At 40.5% G+C, this 25,780-nt stretch carries 25 protein-coding genes; 6 read left to right on the forward strand and 19 right to left on the reverse strand.

Translation table 11 applies throughout. From position 1 onward, the window contains the following. Window positions 1–100: 100 nt before the first annotated feature. From PRK60_RS07060 to PRK60_RS07120, 13 genes are all read right to left on the reverse strand, one after another. A complete protein-coding gene (locus PRK60_RS07060; RefSeq protein WP_178695548.1) occupies window positions 101–1,297 on the reverse strand; it encodes a glycosyltransferase in 1,197 nt (398 codons plus the stop codon). Window positions 1,298–1,422: 125 nt separating this feature from the next. Beyond that, complete coding sequence (trxB, locus tag PRK60_RS07065) at window positions 1,423–2,361, reverse strand: thioredoxin-disulfide reductase (RefSeq protein ID WP_102169201.1); 939 nt, start codon at window positions 2,359–2,361, stop codon at window positions 1,423–1,425. 288 nt (window positions 2,362–2,649) lie between these two features. Then, a complete protein-coding gene (gene galU, locus PRK60_RS07070; protein WP_003717587.1) occupies window positions 2,650–3,552 on the reverse strand; it encodes a UTP--glucose-1-phosphate uridylyltransferase GalU in 903 nt (300 codons plus the stop codon). 64 nt (window positions 3,553–3,616) lie between these two features. Continuing rightward, complete coding sequence (locus PRK60_RS07075; RefSeq protein ID WP_102169202.1) at window positions 3,617–4,633, reverse strand: NAD(P)H-dependent glycerol-3-phosphate dehydrogenase; 1,017 nt, start codon at window positions 4,631–4,633, stop codon at window positions 3,617–3,619. Window positions 4,634–4,659: 26 nt separating this feature from the next. Further along, on the reverse strand, window positions 4,660–5,484 hold the full coding sequence (lgt, locus tag PRK60_RS07080; protein WP_102169203.1) for a prolipoprotein diacylglyceryl transferase: 825 nt from the start codon (window positions 5,482–5,484) through the stop codon (window positions 4,660–4,662). Next, on the reverse strand, window positions 5,477–6,436 hold the full coding sequence (gene hprK / locus PRK60_RS07085) for an HPr(Ser) kinase/phosphatase (protein WP_040531592.1): 960 nt from the start codon (window positions 6,434–6,436) through the stop codon (window positions 5,477–5,479). The genes lgt and hprK overlap by 8 nt, the downstream gene beginning before the upstream one ends. Before the next feature lie 16 nt (window positions 6,437–6,452). Then, entirely contained in the window at window positions 6,453–6,806 is a 354-nt protein-coding gene (locus tag PRK60_RS07090; RefSeq protein ID WP_273645860.1) for a phage holin family protein, read from the reverse strand. After that, a complete protein-coding gene (locus PRK60_RS07095; RefSeq protein WP_102169206.1) occupies window positions 6,807–7,133 on the reverse strand; it encodes a PspC domain-containing protein in 327 nt (108 codons plus the stop codon). A 58-nt stretch (window positions 7,134–7,191) separates the two neighbouring features. Continuing rightward, window positions 7,192–8,308 (reverse strand): peptide chain release factor 2 gene (gene prfB, locus PRK60_RS07100; RefSeq protein WP_392391024.1). Its coding sequence is split into 2 segments (ribosomal slippage): window positions 7,192–8,235 and window positions 8,237–8,308, totalling 1,116 coding nucleotides; the frame shifts between segments, so codons are not numbered across the junction. Between the two features lie 101 nt (window positions 8,309–8,409). Further along, the gene (gene secA, locus PRK60_RS07105) at window positions 8,410–10,770 is read right to left on the reverse strand and encodes a preprotein translocase subunit SecA (protein ID WP_273645862.1); all 2,361 of its coding nucleotides are present in this window, start codon (window positions 10,768–10,770) and stop codon (window positions 8,410–8,412) included. Between the two features lie 290 nt (window positions 10,771–11,060). Continuing rightward, window positions 11,061–11,603 carry a ribosome hibernation-promoting factor, HPF/YfiA family gene (gene hpf, locus PRK60_RS07110; RefSeq protein WP_102169209.1) on the reverse strand — a complete coding sequence of 181 codons (543 nt, stop codon included), beginning with the start codon at window positions 11,601–11,603 and terminating at the stop codon, window positions 11,061–11,063. A gap of 133 nt (window positions 11,604–11,736) precedes the next feature. Then, window positions 11,737–12,414, reverse strand: coding sequence for a ComF family protein (locus PRK60_RS07115; RefSeq protein ID WP_102169210.1), 678 nt, complete (start codon window positions 12,412–12,414; stop codon window positions 11,737–11,739). Next, window positions 12,407–13,732, reverse strand: coding sequence for an ATP-dependent helicase ComFA (locus tag PRK60_RS07120; RefSeq protein WP_273645863.1), 1,326 nt, complete (start codon window positions 13,730–13,732; stop codon window positions 12,407–12,409). Before PRK60_RS07120 ends, PRK60_RS07115 begins: the two co-directional genes overlap by 8 nt. Before the next feature lie 64 nt (window positions 13,733–13,796). Here PRK60_RS07120 and PRK60_RS07125 point away from each other — a divergent pair, with 64 nt between their 5' ends. Next, entirely contained in the window at window positions 13,797–14,438 is a 642-nt protein-coding gene (locus tag PRK60_RS07125) for a YigZ family protein (protein ID WP_273645864.1), read from the forward strand. Here the strand turns inward: PRK60_RS07125 and PRK60_RS07130 are convergent. The 3 genes from PRK60_RS07130 to PRK60_RS07140 form a co-directional block, all read right to left on the reverse strand. Next, a complete protein-coding gene (locus tag PRK60_RS07130; protein ID WP_219721806.1) occupies window positions 14,435–14,785 on the reverse strand; it encodes a hypothetical protein in 351 nt (116 codons plus the stop codon). The two genes, PRK60_RS07125 and PRK60_RS07130, sit on opposite strands and share 4 nt — an antisense overlap. 23 nt (window positions 14,786–14,808) lie before the next feature. After that, entirely contained in the window at window positions 14,809–16,647 is a 1,839-nt protein-coding gene (locus PRK60_RS07135) for an APC family permease (RefSeq protein ID WP_102169214.1), read from the reverse strand. A gap of 120 nt (window positions 16,648–16,767) precedes the next feature. Further along, the gene (locus tag PRK60_RS07140) at window positions 16,768–18,366 is read right to left on the reverse strand and encodes an APC family permease (RefSeq protein WP_102169215.1); all 1,599 of its coding nucleotides are present in this window, start codon (window positions 18,364–18,366) and stop codon (window positions 16,768–16,770) included. A gap of 228 nt (window positions 18,367–18,594) precedes the next feature. On the opposite strand from PRK60_RS07140, the gene PRK60_RS07145 reads away from it, so the two are divergent. The 4 genes from PRK60_RS07145 to PRK60_RS07160 all read left to right on the forward strand — a co-directional run bounded on the left by PRK60_RS07145 (window position 18,595) and on the right by PRK60_RS07160 (window position 23,642). Continuing rightward, window positions 18,595–19,938, forward strand: coding sequence for a conjugated bile salt MFS transporter (locus PRK60_RS07145; protein ID WP_273645865.1), 1,344 nt, complete (start codon window positions 18,595–18,597; stop codon window positions 19,936–19,938). Window positions 19,939–20,030: 92 nt separating this feature from the next. Then, a complete protein-coding gene (locus PRK60_RS07150) occupies window positions 20,031–21,320 on the forward strand; it encodes a conjugated bile salt MFS transporter (RefSeq protein WP_273646443.1) in 1,290 nt (429 codons plus the stop codon). Window positions 21,321–21,334: 14 nt separating this feature from the next. Continuing rightward, a complete protein-coding gene (gene bsh / locus PRK60_RS07155; protein ID WP_102169216.1) occupies window positions 21,335–22,291 on the forward strand; it encodes a choloylglycine hydrolase in 957 nt (318 codons plus the stop codon). A gap of 103 nt (window positions 22,292–22,394) precedes the next feature. Continuing rightward, window positions 22,395–23,642 (forward strand): glycosyltransferase, encoded by a 1,248-nt coding sequence (locus PRK60_RS07160; RefSeq protein ID WP_219721810.1) that lies wholly within the window; start codon window positions 22,395–22,397, stop codon window positions 23,640–23,642. Window positions 23,643–23,656: 14 nt separating this feature from the next. Here PRK60_RS07160 and PRK60_RS07165 read toward each other — a convergent pair whose 3' ends face one another. Together PRK60_RS07165 and PRK60_RS07170 are read right to left on the reverse strand one after the other, a co-directional pair. Continuing rightward, window positions 23,657–24,601 (reverse strand): IS3 family transposase, encoded by a 945-nt coding sequence (locus tag PRK60_RS07165; protein ID WP_144356498.1) that lies wholly within the window; start codon window positions 24,599–24,601, stop codon window positions 23,657–23,659. Next, window positions 24,553–25,086, reverse strand: coding sequence for a helix-turn-helix domain-containing protein (locus tag PRK60_RS07170; RefSeq protein ID WP_102169382.1), 534 nt, complete (start codon window positions 25,084–25,086; stop codon window positions 24,553–24,555). The genes PRK60_RS07165 and PRK60_RS07170 overlap by 49 nt, the downstream gene beginning before the upstream one ends. A 61-nt stretch (window positions 25,087–25,147) precedes the next feature. On the opposite strand from PRK60_RS07170, the gene PRK60_RS07175 reads away from it, so the two are divergent. After that, window positions 25,148–25,411, forward strand: a complete 264-nt coding sequence (locus PRK60_RS07175; RefSeq protein ID WP_273645866.1) for a glycosyltransferase — start codon at window positions 25,148–25,150, stop codon at window positions 25,409–25,411. 221 nt (window positions 25,412–25,632) lie between these two features. Here PRK60_RS07175 and PRK60_RS07180 read toward each other — a convergent pair whose 3' ends face one another. Then, entirely contained in the window at window positions 25,633–25,767 is a 135-nt protein-coding gene (locus tag PRK60_RS07180) for an LPXTG cell wall anchor domain-containing protein (protein WP_273645867.1), read from the reverse strand. Window positions 25,768–25,780: the final 13 nt, after the last annotated feature.

Raw genomic sequence — 25,780 nt, forward strand, 5'->3', positions numbered from 1 at the left:
CAAAATTGCTCCTTTGTTTCTCATAATCTGCTATCAGTATAACTCATTATCAAGTAGCTGTGTTCGTTTACTTCATTGTTTTACTAAAGTTTTACTCCGACTAATCGATCGTCCGAATCCAGTCGATCATCTTTTCTACTTGATCATTCTCGAAGACTAAGTACTGGTCATTTCCGGCCATACTCATCGTATTATTAAATGCCAGAACTGGTTTCCCGCTTTTAAGAAACTGCCTAATTACTTTAATGTCTTTCATCCCCCGATTAACATCAAGATAGGCTTTCGCACAATTAAGCCGGTCTGTCATTACTTGTGGAAGAATTCCCTGATATAACCGAACATTGGGGTACTTTAGGAGTGACACTAGCTTTGGTCCCATTGAAGTTCGCGCGGCAATTTCAAATTGGTAATCTGATAGGGTCGTCACAAGTTCGGTCAAATGGCTAAAGTCCTGGCTATTCGTTAAACAAAATAGTGGACCACGAAGTTTTGACCATTGCGGCTTATTTGTTCCTAAAGTGACGTGATCAATAATATCCCGAATACTCATTCCGTTATAGTACCACCACAATTCACGGTAGCGAACTGTTGAAAGTAAATTCCAGGGCTTATCGTCAGAATCAAAGTGAATAATTACCGGATCACTGATTCGTGCTAGCTCGCTAATTATGCGGTCAATATGGTGATAGACCGCATAACCTTCTATTCCAACCTCATAATTATAGGTACGGGGCAAAAATTTGGCCTGGTGGTAAAAGAACTGACTTAAAACCGATTGATCAGCATTCTTTAACCCAGGTCGTTTACTAGCAGACAATAACTGATCAACAATCCCCTGTTGTTGATTAATTACTGGATTATTAAAATACACTACTCCAGCATTAATTTCACTGTCTGGAGAATTAAGATCCTTAACTGCTGCTACTGGTTCAGAAAAATCAAGGTTAAGTAAGGTAGTTATTGAATGATTAATAATCACATCGCTGTCTAAATACAGTACCTTTTCTCCCGGTAAAAGCTTCGGTAACAATAATTTATTAAACGTCATCGTATTTAAACGATTACTGAATGAAATTTGGCTACCAACGAAAACCGATTGATCCACTTTCAAGTCAATTACACTATCGCCAATTGAATTCAACTGCTGATTAACATTTTTAAACCACTCTTGAGGAATATCAGGATTTAAAATATAAACTTTCAAGCCGCTATTATGATAAAGAAGTGATTTTAAACTAGTAAATAATTTATCAAGGTACGCATAGTTACATTGCATTGCGATTACTGGTACTGACATATTAGTGCTCCTCCTCATTCATCATAACTATACCCTTTTAGAATTAAAAAGAAAATAAGAAAAGGGAGATGACACATGCTTTAAATAGCTTCTGTCATGCTCCCGTTCTCCAGTGATTAAATTATTTACTTTTCTAATGATTGAATATATTGGTAGACCTGTTGTCCGGCGATTGAACCATCACCAACAGCCGTTGCAATCTGTCGTAATGGTGTGTCACGAACATCACCGACAGCAAAGATCCCAGGAACTGCTGTCTTCATCGTGTTATCAGTCTTAACCCAGCCTGCATCGTCAAGAATACCTAATGAGGTAAACTGCTTTGTCATTGGCACGTTCCCAACATAAATAAAGATCCCATCTGCAGCCATAGTTCCATCTTCACCAGTTTGGTTGTTGTGGGTTTTGACACCAGTAACCTTTGTATCGTTACCGACAATCTCAGTTACGCTAGTATTAAAGATAAACTTCATTTTATCGTTTTTCCTTGCTTCATCTTGGAGCATTGGTTGCGCGCGAAGCTTATCACCACGAACCAAAACTGTTACTTGAGATGCTAAATTAGCAAGGTACATTCCCTCTTCAACAGCAGAATCACCACCACCAACAACGATCAGAGGTTTATCCTTAAAGAAAGCACCATCACAAACAGCACAGTACGAAACACCACGACCGCTAAATTCTTCTTCACCAGGAACCCCTAAGTGACGCTGCTCAGATCCTGTTGCGATTACAATTGCCTTAGCAACAAATTGTTCATCCATATCAGTGGAAACTGTTTTGGTCCCATCAGCATTCACTTCAACCTTAGTTACGGTTCCATAAGCATATTCAGCACCAAACTGAACCGAACCATCATACATCTGTTGAGCAAGCTCTGGTCCTTTAATACTCTTAAAACCAGTATAGTTTTCGATCGTTGCCGTATTATTCAAATTACCGCCATAAATTCCGCGATCGAGCATTAAGACGGATAAGTTAGCCCGTGAAGCATACATTGCCGCAGTCATTCCACCGGGTCCGGCACCAATTACTACTACATCATAACGGTCCTTGTTAGCCATTTTAAAGCTCCTCCTTAGTACACAATTTAATTATTATTCATGATAACTTGTTTCACTGTTATTGTCTATCACTATGCTTACTTTTTATAAGTATAGAGGCGTGTTTTAAGCAAAAAAAGATTCTTAAATTCAATTACCTGAATTTAGGAATCTTTTTCTATACTGTTACTGTGTCTAAAGGAGTTCACCGCGACCGCCACCTCCGTCTAAATTGTCCAGACTCGATTGTACCAATCATCATCTGGACTTCCTTAGTACTCGGTGGCTAATCCCGTCGCGGTTCACGTTCTACTTTTTCTTATCCTCAGCTTCAAACTTGGTGCCAAGTTCTTTGATGTATTGACGAAGTTCATCCTTAACTTGTGGGTGCTTCAACCCATATTCGATGTTAGTCTTAACCCAACCAAACTTGTTACCAACATCATAACGGTCACCCATGTATTCACGAGCAAAGACCCGTTGAGTTTGGTTAAGAGTATCAATTGCATCAGTTAATTGAATTTCGCCACCCTTACCAGGCTTAGTCTTTGCTAAAACATCAAAAATTTCTGGAGTAAAGACATACCGACCAATGATTGCTAGGTCACTTGGTGCTTTTTTTGGATCTGGCTTTTCAACAAAACTAGTAACGTTAAAGAGACCTGGTGTGACTTCCTTACTTGGATTAATAACACCATACTTAGCAGTATCTTCATGTGGTACTCGCATAACAGCAAGGGTTGATGCACCAGTTTGTTCGTAACTTTCGATTAATTGCTTAGTTAATGGTTCACCATCATTGTTAATGTTGTTCAAATCATCACCTAACATTACAACAAATGGTTCATCACCAATAAAGTCACGAGCTGTTAAGACGGCATCCCCAAGACCACGTGGATGTGATTGACGAATGAAGTAAATGTTAATATCGGTTGTTTCTTCAACTAACTTCAACATCTCATTCTTATGCTTAGCCCGTAAATTATCTTCAAGTTCTGGATTAGAATCAAAGTGATCTTCGATTGAGCGCTTGTTCTTACCATCAACAACAACAATATCTTCAATCCCAGACTTCCGAGCTTCTTCAACAATAAATTGAATCGTTGGCTTATCAACGATTGGTAGCATTTCCTTTGCTAAAGCCTTTGTTGCTGGAAGAAAACGAGTCCCCAAACCAGCAGCAGGAATAATTGCTTTACGTACGCGTTTCATAATAATAAACCCTTTCCATGAGATTTTTTAATTCCCAATCTCTACTGTATGCATTTTACCATACTTATTCAATTTCTGAAGTAAGATCTCGGCTCATCAGCTGGGAAATTGCGTTTTTTATGTCCTCACCCTCATACAGAACCCGGTATAGGGCATCAGTAATTGGCATCTTAACTTGACGCTTGAGGCTTAGTTCGTGGGCCGCTTTGGTAGTATATACTCCTTCGATTACCATTCCCATATGTTCAATTACATCGTCAAGCTTTCTCCCTTGGCCTAATTGATAGCCTGCACGCCAATTCCGTGAGTTCTTACTGGTTGCGGTAACGACAAGGTCACCAACACCAGAAAGGCCAATAAAGGTCATCGGATTAGCACCGAACGCTACACCAAGACGCCGAATTTCAGCAAGTCCCCGAGTAATTAATGCCGCACGAGCATTATCATGGTAACCGAGTCCCTGAAGTGCCCCTGCACCAATCGCAATGATGTTTTTCAGGGCAGCACCAAATTCCGCACCAATGACGTCATTATTCGTGTAAACCCGGAAGTAGTTGTTGCTAAAAAGCTTCTGAATCTTATCCGCATCATTGATGTTAGCGCATGCGGCAGTCACAGCAGTCATATCCTTAATTGCAACATCTTCGGCGTGGCTAGGACCAGACAATACAACAATGTCTCGCCGATTTTCTTCATTTATTTCTTCCATTAACATTTCAGAAGGCCGCTTATAAGTATTTTGTTCCAACCCTTTAGTGGCATGAACAATTAATGGCCGTTGATTATTCTGCTCCAGAATTTTATTGAGTTGGCCCGCTACCTGGCGAAGTCCCTTAGTCGGAATAACAATCAAAATCACCTGAGCACCCTTAACTGCATCTGCCATGTCAGAAGTTGCCACTAACTTGTCCGAATAAACAAGATCCTTCATGTAATGAGGATTTACATGCTCATTATTTAATTGGTCAACCTGTTCTTGATTACGTGACCACAGCTTAACGTCATGACCGTTTTCAACCAACATATTTGCCAATGTACTTCCCCACGAACCTGCTCCTAAAACTGCAATTTGTTCAGCCATAATTCTTCTCCTTTAACAAATTAAACTTATTGATTTACATACCACGGAAGATCTATCCGTCGCCTTCTAACGATTAAGGTAACTAGTGCCACAACGAAAAAGATTAATGATAACATTTGTGACACTCGAATTGTATTGCCGATCATTAAACTATCTGTTCGCATTCCTTCAATGAAGAACCGCCCCACGGAATACCACATAACATAGGTCAAGAAAACTTCTCCCCGTTTGAATAGGTGGTGGCGGTGACGCAACAGCATTAATAGGGCAAATCCACTAAGATCCCATAGCGATTCATATAAGAAAGTCGGTACGCGATAGTGATTTCCAATATCCATTTGGTTAATAATCCACATTGGTATATGCTGGCTAATTAATGCTGCACGGCTAGTAATTGCCCCGAATGCTTCTTGATTCATGAAGTTTCCCCAGCGACCAATTCCCTGAGCCATAATCAACGCTGGTGAAATAACATCCATCATTGTCCACATTGAAATTCGACGAGCACGACAGAAAAAGTATAGTGTGAGGATTCCACCAAGAATCGCTCCATAGATCGCAATTCCACCGTCCCAAATTGCAATAATTTCTGCAGGATGGTGTGAATAATAACCCCACTGAAAAATAACGTAATAGAAACGGGCACAAATAACCGCAATCGGTAACGCCCATAAAAGGTAATCATAGAAATAATCCTCATTGATACCTCGTCGTTGTCCCTCACGTACCGAAAGAATTAACGCGAGAACAACTCCAGTCGCAATAATAATTCCATACCAGTGAACTTGAATTGGTCCAAGATTGAAGGCAATTGGGTTAAGTGCCAGAAGCGGTAAGCTTAAATTAATCATTGCTTTGCTTTTCCTTTGTATCCCGTGCAGAATTCTGCTTAATTAACCGGTTCAAATTATCATCGAATGTCTTGGTGGCATCATACCCCATTGTTTCTGCCCGGTAGTTCATTGCAGCAGATTCAATGATAATTGCTAAATTCCGCCCAGTCTTAACGGGAACAGAAACCTTGGGAACAATTACGCCTTGAATTGTCTGCTTATCGCCCCGATCGCCTAACCGGTCAAACTGAACATCTGGAGTCCACGTTTCCAAGTGAACAATCAGGTTAATAACATCACTTGGCATAATTGCTCCAGTCCCATAAAGAGTAGAAACATCAATAATTCCAATACCCCGAATTTCCATAAGGTGCTTTAAAATTGCTGGTGCCTTACCAACAAGGGTTTGTTCATCACGGGCATAAACTTCCACCCGGTCATCAGCTACTAACCGGTGACCCCGACGAACTAATTCAAGAGCAGTTTCACTCTTTCCTACTCCCGAATCACCAGTAATTAAGACCCCAACACCATTAATATCAACAAGAACACCGTGTAAAGACTGCCGCGGTGCTAGTCGCCCAAGGAGATAGGAAGTCATGTTACTCAAAATTTGTGATGACGTTAGGTGGGTTCCTAAAATAGGAATTTTAGCATTTTTAGCAGCGACTTGCAGTTCTGCGGGAATCGGTAAGTTAGTTGAAATAACGAAACATGGCGTCTGAGGGGCACACATTTTCGTTAAATATTTCTCGCGCTTTTCGTGAGTTAAATCTTTGGCAAAGGACGTTTCAGTAATCCCTAATAATTGAATCCGCATTGCAGGGTAGTGTTTAAAATAACCAGCGAATTCAAGGGCCGGCCGTGAAATATCACTAGTAGTAATTGGCCGTTGAAGATATTCCTCACCCTGTAAAACTTTTAACCGAACATTATCAACAAGTTCTTTAACAGTAATATGATCTGCCACTATTTCCACTCCTTCACTAATTATTAATGTGATCGGAAATAATCACATTGCAAATCGACATAACAATTGCAATCAATATTGCTGAGCCAAAGGATGAGAAGTGAAAATAATATGATCCGACAAAGGATGATGTTAACTGTAACATCAGGGCGTTAATCACAATACTAAACAATCCTAAGGTAAGCACATTAATGGGCAACGATAGTATTAACAAAATTGGTTTTACTAACACATTCAACACTGCTAAAACAGCACTTGCTAGCAAGGCAGTTCCCACACTGTTGACATAGAACATTCCAGTCCGCGAAAAGAGACCGGCTAATGCAATAAAGAGAATTGTATCTATTATTACACGTTTGATAAATTCCATCTACGACCGTCCATTCTTCTTTATATCTTTCTCTTCAACATCAGTTAATTGCCGTCTTCCTTGTGAATCCCGCGTTTTTTGCGGGGTTGACGTTAAATCAGCAAACGTCTTAAAGAGACCAGCAATTCCGGGATGGGCTTGATCGGGTGGGATAATTGCCAGTAAAACAATGTAAACAATAACTCCAGGAATGATCCCGGTAATTGCGGTAAAGAGAATATAGGCAATCCGCAAGTAAAGCGGCTTAGTATTGAAATACCTAGCAAATCCACTAAGGACCCCAGCTAGCCACCGATCATCGTAGGATCGAGTTAGCTTTTTTGACATAGTTCATCCCTCCTAATAGCTTAATCTTACTGTGTTTTTCCGGTAACTGCAATTAGATTTACTGAGGATTCTTCTGACTTAATTTCCATTGAAGATAGGCATTAATAAATGGATCCAGATCACCATCCATGACCGCTTGTCCATTATGCGTCTCATGGCCACTCCGGTTATCCTTAACTAAAGTATAAGGGTGGAAGACATAGGAGCGAATCTGGGAGCCCCAACCGATTTCAAGCTGTTCCCCTTCAATTTCAGCTCGCTTTTTTGCCTTCTTTTCTTCCTCTAATTCATACAGTTTTGACTTCAACATGTTCATTGCGGTTACCCGATTTTGCAACTGGGATCGTTCTGCTTGGGAAGAAGTAACAATCCCCGTAGGAATGTGAGTAATTCGCACTGCTGATTCGGTCTTATTAATGTGCTGACCACCAGCCCCGCTTGAACGAAAAGTATCAACCCGAAGATCGGAAGGATCAATATCAATATTCACACTCTCATCAAGTTCGGGCATCACATCAACCGAGGCAAATGAAGTGTGTCGCCGGCCTGTCGCATCAAATGGTGAAATTCGGACAAGGCGGTGAACACCCTTTTCACTTCTTAAGTAACCAAATGCATTATGTCCCTTAATTAACAGGGTAACACTTTTAATGCCGGCTTCTTCCCCTGCTTCATAGCTTGCAGTTTCAACGTTAAAGCCATGTTGTTCACCCCAGCGAACATACATCCGCAGCAACATTGCTCCCCAGTCCTGAGCTTCTGTTCCCCCGGCTCCCGGATGAATTTCCAGAATCGCGTTTTTCGCATCATACTCGCCGTCAAGCAACTGATTTAACCGGTATTGCTCTAGTTCTTTCTGTGTTTCGCCAAACGATTTTTCAAATTCACTCTGTAACTCATCATCAGGTTCTAATTCCAACAGCTCGATTGATGTTTGCAAATTACCGATATTATCCCGTAATTTCACAAAGGTATCGCGCTTATCTTTTAATTCATTATTCGCATTAATTACTTTTTGTGCTGCAACATTATCGTCCCAAAAACCAGGTTCAGCCATTTTTTGGTCATTTTCTGCAATACTTTCATCTAAAGCATCGAGGTCAAAGAGACCTCCCGAAGCGGGCAACCTCTTGTTGCATTGCTTCTACTTTTTTCTTTGCTTCACTAAGTTCCAAAACGGTTCCTCCAATATTTAATTTAAACCAAAACGGCAACAGGTACCGCTTTGGGGCCACCTGCTACCGTACCTTGATAGTTAACACTATTTAATTATTGATTAACGGGTAACATTTTGCCGAATTTGTGACTTCATAAAGAGTCGAGTAGTTTCGTATTCGATATCCGCAATCATTTGTTCAAACATGTGGTAACCAGCAGTTTGATATTCAACTAATGGGTTCAACTGACCATAACCACGGAGACCAACAGATTGACGGAACTGATCCATCACATCAATATGATCTGTCCAGTGTGAGTCAACTACCCGCAAGAGAACAACTTTTTCAAATTCAAGCATTTGGGCTGGATCGTAAAGTTGCTTCTGCTTATCCTTGTAGATCTGCTTAGCATATCCCATTAAGAAATCAACCATTTGTCGTGGCGACTTATCTGCCAAGTCAGCAACGGTAATTGTATCTGGCTTAACAATGACTTCTTCTGCGAAATCAATAATTCCTTTAAGATCCCAATCCTTGCGATCGCCTAAAGTATGTTGTTCGACTTCTCGTTGGATTGTCTGCTTAAAGATTGGCATTAGAACCCACTTTAATGACTTATCTTCTGTGATGATTTCCTGACGTTCTTTATAGATGATTTCCCGTTGTTCACGCATTACATCATCATATTGAAGAACGTTCTTCCGGGAATCATAGTTATTCCCTTCAACCCGCTTCTGAGCTGACTCAACTTGGTGGGTTAAGAACCGGCTCTTAATTACTGCATCATCGTCAACTTTCATCCGTTCCAAGAAGGCCTTAATCCGGTCACCACCGAACCGTTTCATTAAATCATCTTCAAGGGAAAGATAAAATTGGGAAAGGCCTGGATCACCTTGACGACCAGAACGTCCCCGCAGCTGGTTATCAATCCGTCGTGATTCATGTCGTTCGGTACCAATAACAGCAAGTCCGCCTAATTCACGGACGCCAGGGCCAAGTTTAATATCGGTCCCCCGTCCAGCCATGTTCGTTGCGATTGTAACCGCACCTCGCTGACCAGCATTCTTAATGATATCAGCTTCCTTTGCGTGGTTCTTCGCATTCAAGACAACATGCGGAATATGTTCTTGATCCAGTAAGTGGGAAAGGTATTCTGAAGTTTCAACAGCCACAGTACCAACTAGGATTGGCTGTCCCTTTTCGTGAAGACTCTTGATCCGCTTAACTACCGCGGCAAACTTACTCTGCAATGTCGGATAAAGCAAGTCAGGTTCGTCCTTCCGTTGAACTGGCTTGTTAGTTGGGATGGTGATTGTTTCCATGTTATAAATCTCACGGAATTCTTCTTGCTCAGTCTTAGCAGTACCAGTCATCCCCGCAAGCTTGTTGTACATCCGGAACAAGTTTTGGTAAGTAATGTTAGCCATAGTCTTGTTCTCTTCTTGAATTTGAACGCCTTCCTTAGCTTCAATTGCTTGGTGAAGACCATCAGAGAACCGTCGTCCTTGCATTACCCGTCCGGTAAATGAATCAACGATCAAAACTTCCCCATCAGAAACCACGTAATCCTTATCCAGAAGCATAATGTAGTTAGCACGCAATGCTTGATCCAAGTGGTGGGTCAATGCAGTGTTTTCTGGATCATACAGATTCTTTAAGTTAAAGTACTTTTCAGCTTTTTGAATTCCTTCATCGGTTAAGGCAACCGTCTTTGATTCAAGATCGACCTTATAATCAACCTCGTTCTTTAACGTCTTAACAAACCGATCAGTTTGCTTATAAAGTTTTGATGTTCCTGTTCCTGGACCAGAAATAATCAATGGAGTCCGCGCTTCATCAATTAAAATTGAATCCACCTCATCAACAAGAGCGTAGTTTAATCCTCGTTGTACCTGGTCTTCTTTATAAACGGCCATGTTATCACGAAGATAGTCAAAACCAATCTCACTATTAGTGGAGTACATAATATCAGCTTTATATGCTTCACGCTTTTGATCGGGCGACATCTCGGAATTATTGACACCAACACTGCAGCCCAACCAATTGTAGAGCTGGCCCATTTCAGTAGCATCACGTTTTGATAAGTATTCGTTAACTGTAATAACGTGAACACCCTTGCCACTAATTGCGTTTAAGTAAACAGGCATGGTAGCAGTCAATGTTTTACCTTCACCGGTCTTCATTTCGGCAATATTCCCTTCATGAAGAACAATTCCCCCCATAATTTGAACATGGAATGGGTAAAGCCCTAAGACTCGTTTGGCTCCTTCACGTGCTACCGCAAAGGCTTCCGGTAACATGTGGTCCAAATCTTCACCTTTTTTGTAGCGTGCACGAAACTCATCAGTCTTAGCTTTTAATTCATCATCTGATAGTGCCGCCATTGGCTTAGCATATTTTTCAACTTTATTAGCGATCTTATTAATCCGTCGCAGTTCACGACGATCGCTTTCAATCCATTTTTTTAGAATGTTAGCCATAAAAGCGTCCTTCCTAATTAACGTTTTTAAATTTTAACTTGAGATTTAGCAACTACTCAAGCCAATTTTAATTTATATTCTAACCTTAATATTCTAACACGTTTCGGGTTAGAGTGCGAGCCAGCAAACCGTGAAGTCTTAAAAAGCTTCCGGTTGATAACAAATTCTCTCGACAAGGGCAACTTGAGAGTTTGTTATTTTGAGGAAGCTTAACTTTTTAGCTATATCGCTTAAAGCATTAGCCAAAAAATAAAAAAGACTGGTTTTTCACCAGTCTACTTAATATTTTATTATTCAGCTTCAATTAAACCGTAACGGCCATCTTTACGACGGTAAACAATGCTGGTTCCGTCAGTTTCAGCATCTTGGAAAACAAAGAAGTCATGTCCAAGCATATCCATTTGGAGAACTGCTTCTTCTGGATCCATTGGCTTGAGTGAGATTTGCTTTGTCCGCACAATCTTCAAGTCATCTTGACTTTCAGCGTCGTCATCGGTTGGGACAAATTCTAAGTTCTTGAAGCCTTTTTCACGGGACTTACGGTTAACCTTAGTCTTGTACTTCCGAATTTGCCGTTCAAGCTTATCGGTAACGAGGTCAACACTACCGTACATGTCATTAGAAGTTTCTTCGGCCCGTAATGTAAGGTATGGTAATGGAATAGTAACTTCTACCTTGTAAGTACGGTTAGGATAAACTTTTAAGTTCACATGGGCTGTTGCTTCTACGTTATCTTCGAAGAACTTTTGTAACTTATTAATCCGTTTTACCACATAATCACGAATTGAATCAGTTACTTCGATGTTTTCACCACGAATATTGAACTTTAACATAGTAATTTCTCCTTTCAGTTCAAGCACTTTGCTTGATCTGGTATCAGAAGGACCACTCTTCTCATATCCTTAACTATATTATAGTGTAGTTAATACTATTTAACAAATGGATCAGGATAATATTTAGATTTTTTTAACGAGCAAGCGAAAGGCTTTGGACACGCTTACAACCATTCTGGTAGCAAAGTTCTGCAGCATGATATAAAGTCCGTCCAGTGGTATAAACATCATCAACCAGAACGATCTGTTGTCCTTGTAAACTAATCCTTTTATTAAGAAAGAATGGCTGCTTGGCTTTGAGCCGTGATTGACGATCTTTCTTTGATTGAGCTACTTTCTGCTTTTCACGATGCTTTATCAATTCTGTATACCGAATATTTTCTAACAATCCCGTTACCTGATTAAAGCCTCGTGTCCTCATCGTATGATTAGTGACCGGGATCGGAATTAAAAGGTCATAATCCATCTGGTTAATTACTGTCTGCAAAGATTGCTGAAAAACCGCTCGTAAATGATACTGTCCTTGAAATTTATACTGTTGCATAAACTCCTTCATTGCCTGGTTATAATGAAAAAGTGGCCGATGACTTAAATACCACCCATATTGTTGCTGCCATCTTTGGCAATCAGCGCATAACTCCCCCTCATTCTCACGACCACACCCTCGACAAACGTCCTTACTAGAATAACGATCAAATTTTTGAAAGCAAACTTTACAAACTACCTGTTCCCTAATTGGGCCAGGAAAAACGATCTCACTAATCGTTAATTTTTTTGTTAACGAACGGTTACAAAGCAGACAATTAACCATGAAGTAAACGCCGCCCTTTCCTATTCATATAGGCAATTTGTCGCTGGGTTTCCCGGACTTGACGACTATACGACTGAATCCAAAACATCACTTTACCGGTCGGTCGACTAACCGAACGTCCTGCTCGTCCTGCAATCTGAACCAGTGCTGACGATGAGAAGATCGGATCATCAGCACCAAGAACAAAAACGTCAATTTCTGGAAAAGTAACCCCCCGTTCTAAGATTGAGGTAGTAATTAAGAATTCATACTTTCCTTCCCGCATTTGCTGAACTTTTTCTAGCCGTTTGGGATCAGCAGCATGGACGGTAGTAAATTTCTTATCGGTTAAAGCTTCTTGTAAACACAAAAAAGTTGGTTGGAGATCTGAAACATGCGGAACAAACAAAAGACACCGGTAATTAGCTAGTGTTTTCATTAACTCATTCAGGAGTTTGTTAGGGAGTCGCTTTCTTTGCAGCTGTTTCCGCCAATCAGATGTTAAGAAAATCTTGATTTGAGGAAGTAGGTTGCCGTGATAACGAAGTGGAAGATAACTAACCATTAATTTTTTCTTGTTAATTTGGCGAATCAACTTTTTACCAGGAGTCGCTGTCATAAACAATATACCGCCATTCTTCTTAACTGCCTGCTTAGTAGCAAAAAGCAACGCCGAATTGGCAGCATACGGAAAAGAATCAACCTCGTCGATAATTAAATTATCAAAGGCATGGTAAAAGCGTAACAACTGGTGAGTTGTGCAAATTGTCAGCTGACGATACTTATATTTCTGTGACTCTCTCCCGTGAAGAAGAGCAATTGAAAAATCAGCAAAAGCCACCTGGAGCCTAAGGTATAGCTCCAGGCAAACATCAACCCGTGGTGATGCAATTGCAACCCGTTCGCCTCGTTTCAGCGCTGCAGCAATTCCGGCAAAAATCATTTCTGTTTTCCCTGCACCAGTAACTGCCCATAACAACTGATGACGATGTTGACCCATCCGTTCTTTTATCATTACCGATGCCTTAGTCTGCAATGGTGATAATTGTCCCGCCCACGTTAAAATCCGCTGAGGAACTTCAAATTGATTTGGTTCTGGAACATGGTAAAATTTATCAAGAGTTGACACCCGTCCTAATGTAACGCATTGTGGGCAATAGTATTGCTGATTAGGCATTGCAGTAAGCTGCTTATTTGTTATCGTCCCGCAACGTAAACAGGTTATTGTCTTTTTTCCTACTTTCAGCGTTGGTAAAGTTTGGATTTGCGAACCATCAATTGGTAATCGTTCTACTTGCGGGCATAATACTCGTCGCCCGTATAATTCACTAATATCCATTCTGATCCCTCCCACTAAGTTAATACGGGAAAAAGCCAAGAATTCACCAAAGGAGTAATAATTAATGTCAGAACCCTTTCTCACTATCTCTAAAAGCACTAGCAATGAGATGATCATCAAAAAGTCTCGTTTTATATGTTCAATTGCCCGGGTAACCTCCGATGAAGCAGCCCAACAATTCATTAACCAGGTTAGTACCGAAAACAGGAAGGCAACTCATAACTGCTATGCCTACATGGTCGGCGATCGTGACCAAATTCAACGAGAAAGTGACAACGGTGAACCTAGCGGAACAGCTGGTGTGCCAATTTTGGAATCACTTCAATTAGCTAAGATTCATAACGTGGTCGCCGTTGTTACCCGTTATTTTGGCGGAATCAAGCTAGGAGCTGGAGGCCTTATTAGCGCTTATAGCAACTCCACCACCAACGCGATTCACAAAGCGGGATTGGTCCAATTAGTTACCCAGGCGATCCTTGAAATTACGGTTAGTTATGCACAACATGATTCCCTTCTCCATTATTTAAAAGAGCATCAGATTGAGGTTGCTGATGAACAATTTGGTGCTACGGTTCAAACAAGCATCTATGTTGATGAGGATCAAGTTGCCGCTTTCACTAAGTTACTAATCAACCGTTTCAACGATCAATTAACGATCAAAAAAGGAACCTCGCGTGAGCACGAGATCCCTTATCTTACTAACTAGCTTAATACCGTTTCGATTACATTAAGAATAACAATAAGCAGTAATAGAATAATAACCCATGTGGTGACCACCCTTGTTTTGTGATCACCACTTTTTAATTTCGACCAATTAAAGCCAATATAGGAACCAATTAAGAGAAAGGTCCCTAAAATTCCAATCAAATCAGAATGAAAGCCCAATTGGTCAAGGCTAAAGCCGCCCATTAAAAATAAACCAACAGCAAACAACAAGCCCAAGACGATATTTCTTTTTCTCACGTTATCCACCCCGTAAATAATTTCCCGGGAAATTTCAAGCCAACCTTTTTTATAACATTGAAAACTGTCCCTGAACTTATTAGTATTCACCAGCAAAATTATTCAATTTACGCCTACTCATGTAAATGATAATTGTAGCTTGCAACAACAATATTCTGCCGAGAATTAAGAACCGTCCGTAGCCGAACACTAGTCTGGTTATGAAGAGCAAGCTGCCATGGGTGCTTAGGGATAAATTGCGGAACTAAAACAGTCGTTGAATAGTTACGGGCAGCTGCCCTTTTAGCAATCACATCTACAAACCGCAAAGTTGGCTTAGCAATTGACCGATACGATGAATGAATATCAACAAAACGAACATCTGGAAATTCAGCCTTAAATTCATTAGCAGTCTTATGCTCTTTGCCTGGATTTTCATCAAACGAAACGTGCATTGCGATCACGTAATCACCAATGGAACGCGCATAGTTAATTGCTCCCCGAGTAACTCGCGTAACGTTCCCAACTAAAACAATAACAGTTGCGCCATCATAATCATGTAACTGCACCTTTGTCTTTTCGGCAACCCGTAATTGTTTGGCAACTTTTATATAGTGACGGTGAATTGCATGAAACATGTAAAGCAATAGCGGCATGATAATTAAGTACGGCCAAACATTACCAAAGTGCTGCCAGAATAATGCAAGAACTAATGCCAGTGAAATTAACGCTCCGACAAGATTAATAAACGCCTTCCCTAGCCATAGACCTTCCCGTTCACGGAACCAATGAATGATCATCCCAGATTGAGATAGTGTAAACGGAACAAAGACCCCGACGGCATAAAGCGGAATCAGCATGTTAGTTTGTCCATGGAAGATCAAAATTAGGATAATTGCGCCAACCGCCAACGAGATAATTCCATTAGAATAACCGAGACGATCTCCACGATCCATAAATGCATGGGGCATATACTTGTCTTTGGCCATGTTAAAAGCAAGGATTGGGAAAGCAGAAAACCCTGTATTAGCAGCAACAGCAAGGATCATTGCCGTTGATAATTGAAGAAGGTAAAAGCCAATCCCATGGCCGCCAAATACGGCAAGGCCAATTTGCGAAAGCACGGTAGTCCGTTTATTAGGAACAATTCCAAAGTAAAAGCCGTAGAAGATAATTGCAATGAAGAAGATTGCCAGGATCGTACTCATAATTGCTAGAGTAACCGAAGCATTCTTTTCCTTTGGTTTATTAAAGTTCGGGACAGCATTACTTACCGCTTCAACCCCGGTTAATGAAGATGAACCAGCAGAGAATGCCCGAACGAACAGAACAAATGTCATTCCGGTAACTGGAGTTCCATAATCAGCAGGTGCTTGGTAATGAACTTGACCCGTGATTATATTATAGGCACCCCACAGAATCATTACAGAAATCATAATTACGAAAAAGTAAACCGGAATTGTCAGGAAATTGGCACTTTCACTCATTCCCCGCAAGTTCATGAACATAATTAAGAGAACGATAACAATTGCAATTGGAACTGAGAACCGGTAAAGTGCCGGGATTGCAGAAGTAATTGCTTCCACTCCTGATGTCGTAGAAACCGCCACGGTTAACATATAGTCAACCAAAAGCGATCCCCCGGCAAATAGTCCACCATTGCTTCCCCAATTTCGGGTGGCAACAACATAGGCACCACCACCACTTGGGTACGCACGAATAATCTGTTGATACGAAAGAGTAATTGCCAATAACAGCAATAATACAATTGCGGCAATTGGAATCGAGTACCACATTGCCATTGCAGATAAGGTTACTAAAACCGTCGTGATCTGTTCTGGCCCATAAGCAACTGACGAAATTGCATCGGATGACAGCATCGCTAATGCTTTGAATTTAGTTAGGTGAGTTTGTCCCTCATCCAAAGTTTTCAAAGGTTTCCCAATTAAAACTCGTTTAATATAACGCCACATACTATCCTCCCAGTATTCATGGAATGTAATCGTTTAATCGATTTCGGATAACTGAACAATAATACAATTATTTTAACTACTTTGCAATCGCTAAAACAAGACGTAATTACTACTGATTGTCTATTTTTCTTTAAGTCGCTCATTCACTTTCTTTGCTACTGGATCTATTTTAGTCATTCGACTGTTGACTGCCCAGGCATAAAAGAATAAGGAAACAAGGATAATCACAATGAAATCAAACGGGTACGGAATCCAGTTTTGACCACCAAAGCCCTCACTTCCCGCGTAAGAAATTAAGGAAATAAAGGCCATATAACAAATTAACCAAGCGGCACTTCTCAGCTGCTGACGCCAGTTTGTCTTTTGATAGCGCCATTCATAGTAGAGATAAATCGGTAAGCCAAGCGCAATCACAAAGATTACCTGAACTGTTGTTGGCCACATTGTCCAATAAATCGCCAATCCCGTTACCACGAATGCAAATGGTGCTAGCCACTTCATATAGTTAGGTGCAAACGGCCGTTTTAAGTCTGGTGCCATTTTTCGTAAAGAAATCACCGTTACTGGCCCGGTTAAGTAAGCGATCAGAGTTGAACCGGTGATGACCGTTGCCAATAAGCTCCAATTTCTGAAGACATTTACTAAAATCGTGGCTAAAATCAGATCCGCTACCATAGCAAACCGTGGAATCATATAACGTCGCTCTAACCGACCAAGCCATTTTGGTAAGTGTCCAGTATGGGTCATTGCGGCCAATGCTCGAGATGCCGTTGCCACAAACGCAACTCCTGTCCCAAATGGTGAAACAAACGCATCCATGTATAAGAGAATCGCTAGCCAATTCAAGCTCAATAGAATTGCAATATCAGCAAATGGTGACGCAAAGTTAATCCCATGCCAGCCGCTCTTTGCTAGTGAAGCAGGACTAACTGCACCGATAAATGCTACTTGAAGCATGATATAAATTGCAGCGGTTATCAACATTGAGATGAGGACTCCCCGGACAATATTCTTATGGGGGTTCACCATTTCACCACCCATATTAATAACTGTTTGGAAAGCATCATAGGACATAATGATCCCTGATACTGCTGCCGCTTCAAAAATCGAACGACTTCCATATGGCATAAACGTCTGAATGTTATGACCAAAGTTCTCAGTATGAAAGCCGCTGATAATCAACATAATAATCGTTAAGGTTGGCAACAAAATTTTAAAAACTGAAATCAAATTTGTAAACCGGGTCATTAATTTAACAGACCAAAAGTTAATCAAGGTAAAAATTACCATAAAGATGAATACAACAAACATCCCCATTGAAGTAATATTTCCCCCGCTAACAAAATGATGCGTCCAATTAGCCCACGACCACGGCCATGAACTCATATATTGAACTGATGCAACTGCTTCCATTGGAACAAGGGTAATCAATGAAATCCAGTTAGCCCAAGCGGCAACAAACCCCAGCAGTGAGCCATGACTATACTGTGCATAGCGACTCATCCCCCCGCTTTCTGGAAACATTGCTCCTAATTCAACATAGGTCAATGCAATGCTAATTATAATTACTGCACCAATAATCCATGAAATAATGGCCGCTGGTCCGGCAACTTTAGCAGCGGTTCCGGCACCAAATAACCATCCAGAACCAATTAACGAATTTAGGGCTAACATCACAGCGGAAAATAACGTTATTTTATGCCCTCTCATCTTATCCATGCTTTTCTCCCCTATTAATTGCTTTTTTGAATAGATAATTAATCATACCACTAACTCTAACACTTTATTATTAAAATCGAAAAAGAGCTAGATTTTTTGATAAACGTATAACTATTATTTATTTTTTGTAGGATATAATACTATTTCGTTTTAATTGATTTATTTCGTACATCGTTTGATAATATAAGTGATATTTGTTGTAGATTAAGATGATGGGAGGAGAAAAAAATGATTGATCATGCTACCAAACGATCTGATGAGATCGTTGTTAGCAAAAAGTATAAATACTTTATGGTTTTTCTTTGTATGTTAACTCAAGCTATTCCGTATGAAGTAGCACAAACAATTCAACCATTGTTTGTACACCCAATCGTTAATACTTTTCATTTTACGTTAGCTTCATACACGTTAATTTTTACCTTTGGAGCGGTGGCTGCTTCGTTTACCTCGCCATTTATTGGTAAAGGCTTAGAAAAATTCAATTTTAAGCTGATGTATCTTATTGGGATCATCTTATCAGCATTGGCTTACGTTGTTTTTGGAATCAGCACTAAGCTTCCCGAGTTTTACGCTGCTGGAATTCTCTGTATGATTGGTTCAACATTCTATTCCGGTCAAGGTGTGCCATGGGTTATTAACCACTGGTTTCCATTTGAAGGTCGTGGTGCTGCGTTAGGAGTAGCCTTTTGTGGTGGTTCAATCGGTAATATCTTTATGCAGCCAATTACCCAAAATCTTCTTAGTCACTACATGACTGGTAATGCAAAGACTGGTCACCTAATTTCCATGGCTCCATTTTTCTACTTTGCTGGAATGTTATTAATTGTTGGTTTAATTATTACTTTCTTTATTCGAACACCAAAGAAAGATGAGACAGTTGTTTCGGAAGCCGAAATTAAAGCTGGTAAAGAAGCCGCAGCAAAGAAAAAGGCCAGTGAATTTCAAGGCTGGACAAGTAAGGAAGTTATTCGGATGAAAGAATTCTGGATCTTCAGTATTGGTTTCTTGATTATCGGCCTTGGTTTAGCCTCACTTAACGAAGACTACGCTGCCTTCCTTGATACTAAGTTGACCCTTACAAAGGTTGGTCTAATTGGATCAATGTACGGTGTCGGGGGATTAATTGGTAATATCACCGGTGGGATCCTCTTTGATAAATTTGGTACCGCTAAATCAATGTCTTACGCCGGAGTAATGTATGTCCTAGCTATTTTAATGATGATTATTATTAGTTTTCTCTCCTTCGGTAATAAGATGAATATGATTGCGGGATGTGGCTATGCCATCTTCACTGGATTAGCAGTCTTTAGTTATATGTCAGGACCTGCCTTTATGGCCAAGGATCTTTTTGGTGCCAAAGAACAGGGGGTTATGCTTGGATATATTGGTTTAGCCTATGCAATTGGTTTTGCGGTTGGCGCACCTCTTTTCGGAATGATCCGTGATAGCGCTAATTTTACAGTTGCATGGTGTGTAATGATGATCTTTGTTGTTATTGGTTTCCTGCTGCTTGTTTCTGCTGCTGTCAAAATAAAGCATCGTCAGAAAGAACTTATTAACGGTAACCATTAGTTCTAATGCATAAAGGAGGAATTAAATTGCCTAGTTCATCATCAACGGCGAACCATCCTACACGGACAGTTAGCAACGCCTATAAATATTTCATGGTCTTCCTATGTATGCTAACTCAGGCCATTCCTTATGGGATTGCCCAAAATATTCAGCCACTATTTATTCACCCATTGGTTAACACATTTCACTTTACACTTGCTTCCTATACCCTAATTTTCACTTTTGGGGCGGTTGCCGCTTCAATTACCTCACCATTTATTGGTAAAGGCCTGCAAAAGTTTAACTTTCGGTTAATGTATATTATCGGGATTGCCTTATCTGCATTAGCCTACGTTATCTTTGGCTTTAGTACCAAGCTTTCTGGTTTTTATACGGCAGCGATTGTTTGTATGATTGGTTCAACGTTCTTCTCCGGTCAAGGGGTTCCGTGGGTTATTAATCACTGGTTCCCACTAAAGGGCCGGGGTGCTGCTTTAGGAATTGCCTTTTGTGGTGGCTCAATCGGTAACATTTTCTTACAGCCAGTTACTCAGGGAATTTTAAAGCATTATATGACAGGAAATACTAAAACTGGTCACTTACTTTCAATGGCCCCATTCTTCTACTTCGCCATCGCTTTGCTAATTACCGGTGTAATTATTGCTTGCTTTATTCGGACGCCAAAGAAAGACGAAGAAGTTGTTTCGGAAGCTGAAATTAAAGCGGGGAAAGCTGCCGCTGCCGAAAAGAAAGCCAAGGAATTCCAAGGTTGGACTGGTAAAGAAGTTCTTAAAATGAAAGAATTTTGGGTATTTAGTCTCGGCTTCTTAATTATCGGTCTCGGTTTGGCCTCATTAAATGAAGATTACGCTACATTCCTTGATACTAAGCTTTCCCTAACTGAAGTCGGCTTAATTGGTTCAATGTACGGAATTGGTTGTCTAATCGGTAACGTTTCTGGCGGAATTCTTTTCGATAAACTCGGAACGGCAAAGTCAATGGCATACGCAGGTTGTATGTACGTTCTTTCTATTGCCATGATGATTTTCGTTAGTCATCAACCATTCGGTGCCCACATCAGTAAAGTTGCCGGAATTGCATATGCGATATTCTGTGGATTGGCTGTTTTCAGCTATATGTCAGGACCAGCATTCATGGCAAAGGATCTGTTCGGTTCTCGTGAACAAGGGGTCATGCTTGGATATATTGGTTTAGCTTATGCCATTGGATACGCTATCGGTGCTCCCCTTTTCGGCATCATCAAGGGAAAAGCCAACTTTACCGTTGCTTGGTACTTTATGATGGCATTCGTCATTATCGGCTTCATCCTCTTAGTCTTTGCCGTTGTTCGGATCAAGCGTTACCAGAAACAATATATAGCTAGTCATAAAGAAACTAATTAATGGAGGTCTTTAATATGTGTACAGGTTTAAGATTTACTGATCCAGAAGGAAATTTATATTTTGGACGAAACTTAGATGTCGGAATTGATTACGGTAAAAAGTTAATCATCACTCCTCGTAACTATCCGCTTCCGTATAAGTTCTTAGACGATAGTAAAACCGTTAAAGCCACGATCGGGATGGGAATCGTCATGGATGATTACCCACTATACTTTGACTGCTGTAATGAAGATGGGCTGTGCATTGCTGGTCTGAATTTCCCTCACTATGCTCAATTTAGTGACGGTCCGGTTGATGGTAAAACTAACCTCGCTCCTTATGAACTAATGATGTGGGTCACCCAAGAATTTTCGTCAGTTGCAGAAGTCAAGCAAGCACTTAAGAACGTTAACTTGGTTAATAAGGCCCTTATTGACTCACTTCCGGTTGCTCCACTTCACTGGCTTATCAGTGATCAGCACGAAGCCATCGTCCTTGAACAATCACGACAATATGGTTTACGTGTATTTGAAAACCATCTAGGAGTCCTCACTAACAGTCCTGACTTTGCATGGCAAATGACTAATCTTTGTAATTACACTGGCTTAACTCCTCATGATGCTAAGCCACAGACCTGGACAAAGCAAAATATCATTCCACTGGGTGTTGGGACTGGAAGCATCGGTCTCCCTGGTGACAGCGTTCCAGCATCACGGTTTGTTAAGGCTGCATATTTAAATGCTAACTATCCTACAGTTGAAGGTGAAACTGCAAACGTAGCAAAATTCTTCAACATTCTTAAAGCTGTCGCTATGGTTAAAGGAAGCGTTGTTAACGTTAAGGGAAAGTATGAGTACACCGTTTATACCGCTTGCTACTCCGCCAAGACCAAGACTTACTACTATAACCTTTACAACGACTTTAACCTTCATTCTTGCCAGCTCACTGATGATCAGGTTAACGGCAATAAGCTAGTTGTAATGGATGCCTAGTTGAATACTGGAAGTTAACTTTATTATTCGGGATGACTATTCTGAATTTAAGAGTTAACTTCCAGTTTTTTTGTTAAAATGGTCTAAAACGAAAGGCATAATTATGAATTACTTCATCACTAGCCGTGAAGACATCAAAACTTCAGCAATTGAACTAGCTCAAGTTAAGCGACTCCAAATTTTTGATTACCTTCATCAACCAGCTAAAATTGTAACCATGTATTATAATTTTGCTCATCTTGATGCGGAGAACAAGCTAGGTACTAGCGGACGGGTAATTAATCTTTTCCAATTTTACCAACGACTTTCTTATCATATGGAGCCGAACTTCGATCAATCCCTTATTAAGCAAATTTTAAATGTTCCAGGCTATCAGGTAAAAGGCAACCAGGCTGAACGCAATGGGAAAGTCAGAATTAGAGTAAATCAAGATAATAACCGTCTTTACTATGTCGATTATTTAGATCAGTATGGGTTTACTGATCGACGTGATTACTATGATTGTGGCTGTAAAACTTATACCGAATTCTTTGAAGATCGCGCCCGGCTAGTTTGTCGACAATACTATGACCAGTCAGGAGCAGTCAAAATAACTTATCATTATCGTGGTGGTCAGGGAAACGTCCCCGTCCTTACTCTGATCCAATTAGTTGATAAGAATCAAGAATTACAATTTGATAACCAAAACGAATTCCGCGCATACTTTCTTGATCAGTTAGTTACTGATGATCCTGACGCACTGTTAATTAACGATCGTTCTGACGTGACATTAGCTGCCTTTCGGTTAATGCGGACCTCACCGCGCCGTTACCAAGTTTTTCATTCCGCATTTACCCAAGATGGGCAAAGTAACAGCGAGATCTCACCTGTTTACCAGCCCATTAGTGAAATGCTAAATCAAGGACAATTAACTGGACTGATCTCATCAACAAAGCGCGAAGCAACTGATGCAAGTCGACGTTTCAATACCAATATGAGCTTTGATCTTCCGGTAACCTTCCTTAGTCAAGCACAACTTGAAAAAGATATTCCGGCGACCCAACGGCAGGCTGGTCATTTTATCGCTGTTGCTCGTCTTACAAAGGTTAAACAACTCGATCAACTAATTAATGTTATCATTCGCCTTCATAAGGATTTCCCTAAAGTACAATTAGAGATCTACGGCTATTCTGATGGTTGGAATAATTATCAAACAGCGAACGAACTTAAAAAGATCGTTAATCATCAAGGTGCTGACCATTACATTCATTTCTGTGGTTATCAACATGATCTAACCCGTGTTTACGAAACTGCTCAAGCTGAAATACTTACCAGCCAGTATGAAGGATTTGAAGTGCAACAAAAAAGTTAGACAAAATTGATTATTTAAGCTACCAAGGTATGATTTCGGTATTCAACCGGAGTCATACCTTTTGTTTTTAAGGAGATACGTTGGTAATTAAAGTAATGAATGTATTGAGCTGAGAGTGATTTTAATTCAGCTAAGTCTTTACATGGTGGGAAACCATCTAATAACTCTGTCTTAAACAGGTGAAAGAAACTCTCCATTGGTGCGTTATCATGACAATTTCCCTTACGGGACATACTTTGAATAAAGTGATTATCAGCTAACTTTTGGGTATAGTACCCCAGTTGATAGTGCCACCCCTGATCAGAATGAATAATTGGTTGAGCATTATCAGGCAGCTTTGTACATAGCTCGTTGAGAGTAGCGGTAATCAACTGTCGATCAGGATGTTGACTCAATTGGAAGGCTAAAACTTCCTTACTGGCTTCATCGATAATTGAGGAAATATAAGCCCAACTGTGATTAGCTAAGCGAACTTGAGAAACATCTGTGTGGAGGACTTGATAAGGAATGGTGGCCTGAAATTGTTGTTTTAGTAGATTATCCGCAACTGTGCCCACATTACCTTCATAAGATGAGTATTTACCACTACGGTGGCGATTATACAGTGCCACTTGAACATCTAATTTCGCCATCAACTTGTTCACCGTCATGTCCGCCAAATGAATGCCCATTGCCCGCAGTTTTTGGTTCACGCGACGATAACCGTAGGTCCATCGTCCGCGGACTTGCCCTTCTTTAGCCACGCTAAGAATCACTTGCTTAACACTCGCATATTTATCATGATGGTTAGCGATGCGCTTGCGCTCATCATGGTAAGTAGCCTTAGGAAGGTTGATTTTATGGAGAATGTCACCAATCTTATAGCGATATTTCTTCGGTAGCGATGCTTGATCTGCCCTGATCTGATCAACTATTTGCGTTTTCTCTTTGCCTTGGAGGGTCCGAACAGGGCCAACGATTTTTTTAAGATGTCACGTTCCAATTTTGTGTCATAGAGTTCTTGGCTTTTCTTGGCAAGTTCTTCTTTTAAACGTTCCACTTCAGTCTTATTAGTAAGACGACGAAGTCGTTTCTTAGTATGTTTCACCTTTGACGGCCTACCTTTCGGGTGAGGTTTCAAGGCTTCAATACCATCTCGCTTGAACTGTGACCGCCAAAGTGAAATTTGGCACGCTTGCACGTCAAATCGAGCCGCTACTTTAACCATCGATTCCTCATGAGTTTGGTAGTAGTCTATCACACTCAACTTAAAATCTGCGGTAAGGGTTCGTGGATGACGACGCCGTTTCAAGGCGTCTATCCCACTTAAGCGATATCTTTGAATCCATTTCCTGATCAGTCGGCTACTGATACTGTATTTGCGCCCCAAGGCTCGAGAACTTTGTGGAGTAGTCAGATATTCGTGGACAATTTTAGCTTTAAAGTCAGGTTTGTATTTAGTCATAAAAAGTGCCTCACAATCGTTAGAACTTTTGTCTAACAATTATGAGGCACTTCAATTCGCCATGGCCCTATTAGAATCGCAGGGGCATGGTTGTCCAGCAATTAGTTATGATATTAATTACGGCCCCGCTGAAATTATTGATAATAATATTAGTGGCAAATTGCTTCCCGCTAATGACTGTGACGCCCTTTATCAAAGTTTGCGCCAGTTACTGGTTAACCCTAAACTATTTCACCGATACACGCAAAATGCTCAACATGCCGCTGCTAAATTTTCCTTTAATAAGGTTGCTAAAAAGTGGCAGGATTTTCTCAAAAAAGCATAATTAAATAACCTTTCTCGCAAAGGGAGTGAGACAGAACTAGCTCGCTAGTTCGTTTTCGAACCCCCGCAAGCACAAATAGGGCTTCAGCGTTCGGATTTTCTGAGCACTGAAGCCCATTTGTGTACTGCGTCGTTTGTATTTTATCTAGGTAATATAACTTATGCCATAACCCCTTTATAGTTTAAAAGAAACAATTATTAGTTTCTTACTATTAATTTCAATTAATCACGTTGTTTCCGACCAATTTTACCAAGTCCAAACGCAGAGAGTAATCCCATGATGCCTAATGCTAATGCACCACGATTATTTTCATTACCGGTTTGAGGTAACTGAGCATTCTTTTGCTTGTTAACCATTACTGGTGAGTCA

It is taken from the genome of Limosilactobacillus portuensis, assembly GCF_028607025.1.
GTDB classification, from domain to species: domain Bacteria; phylum Bacillota; class Bacilli; order Lactobacillales; family Lactobacillaceae; genus Limosilactobacillus; species Limosilactobacillus portuensis.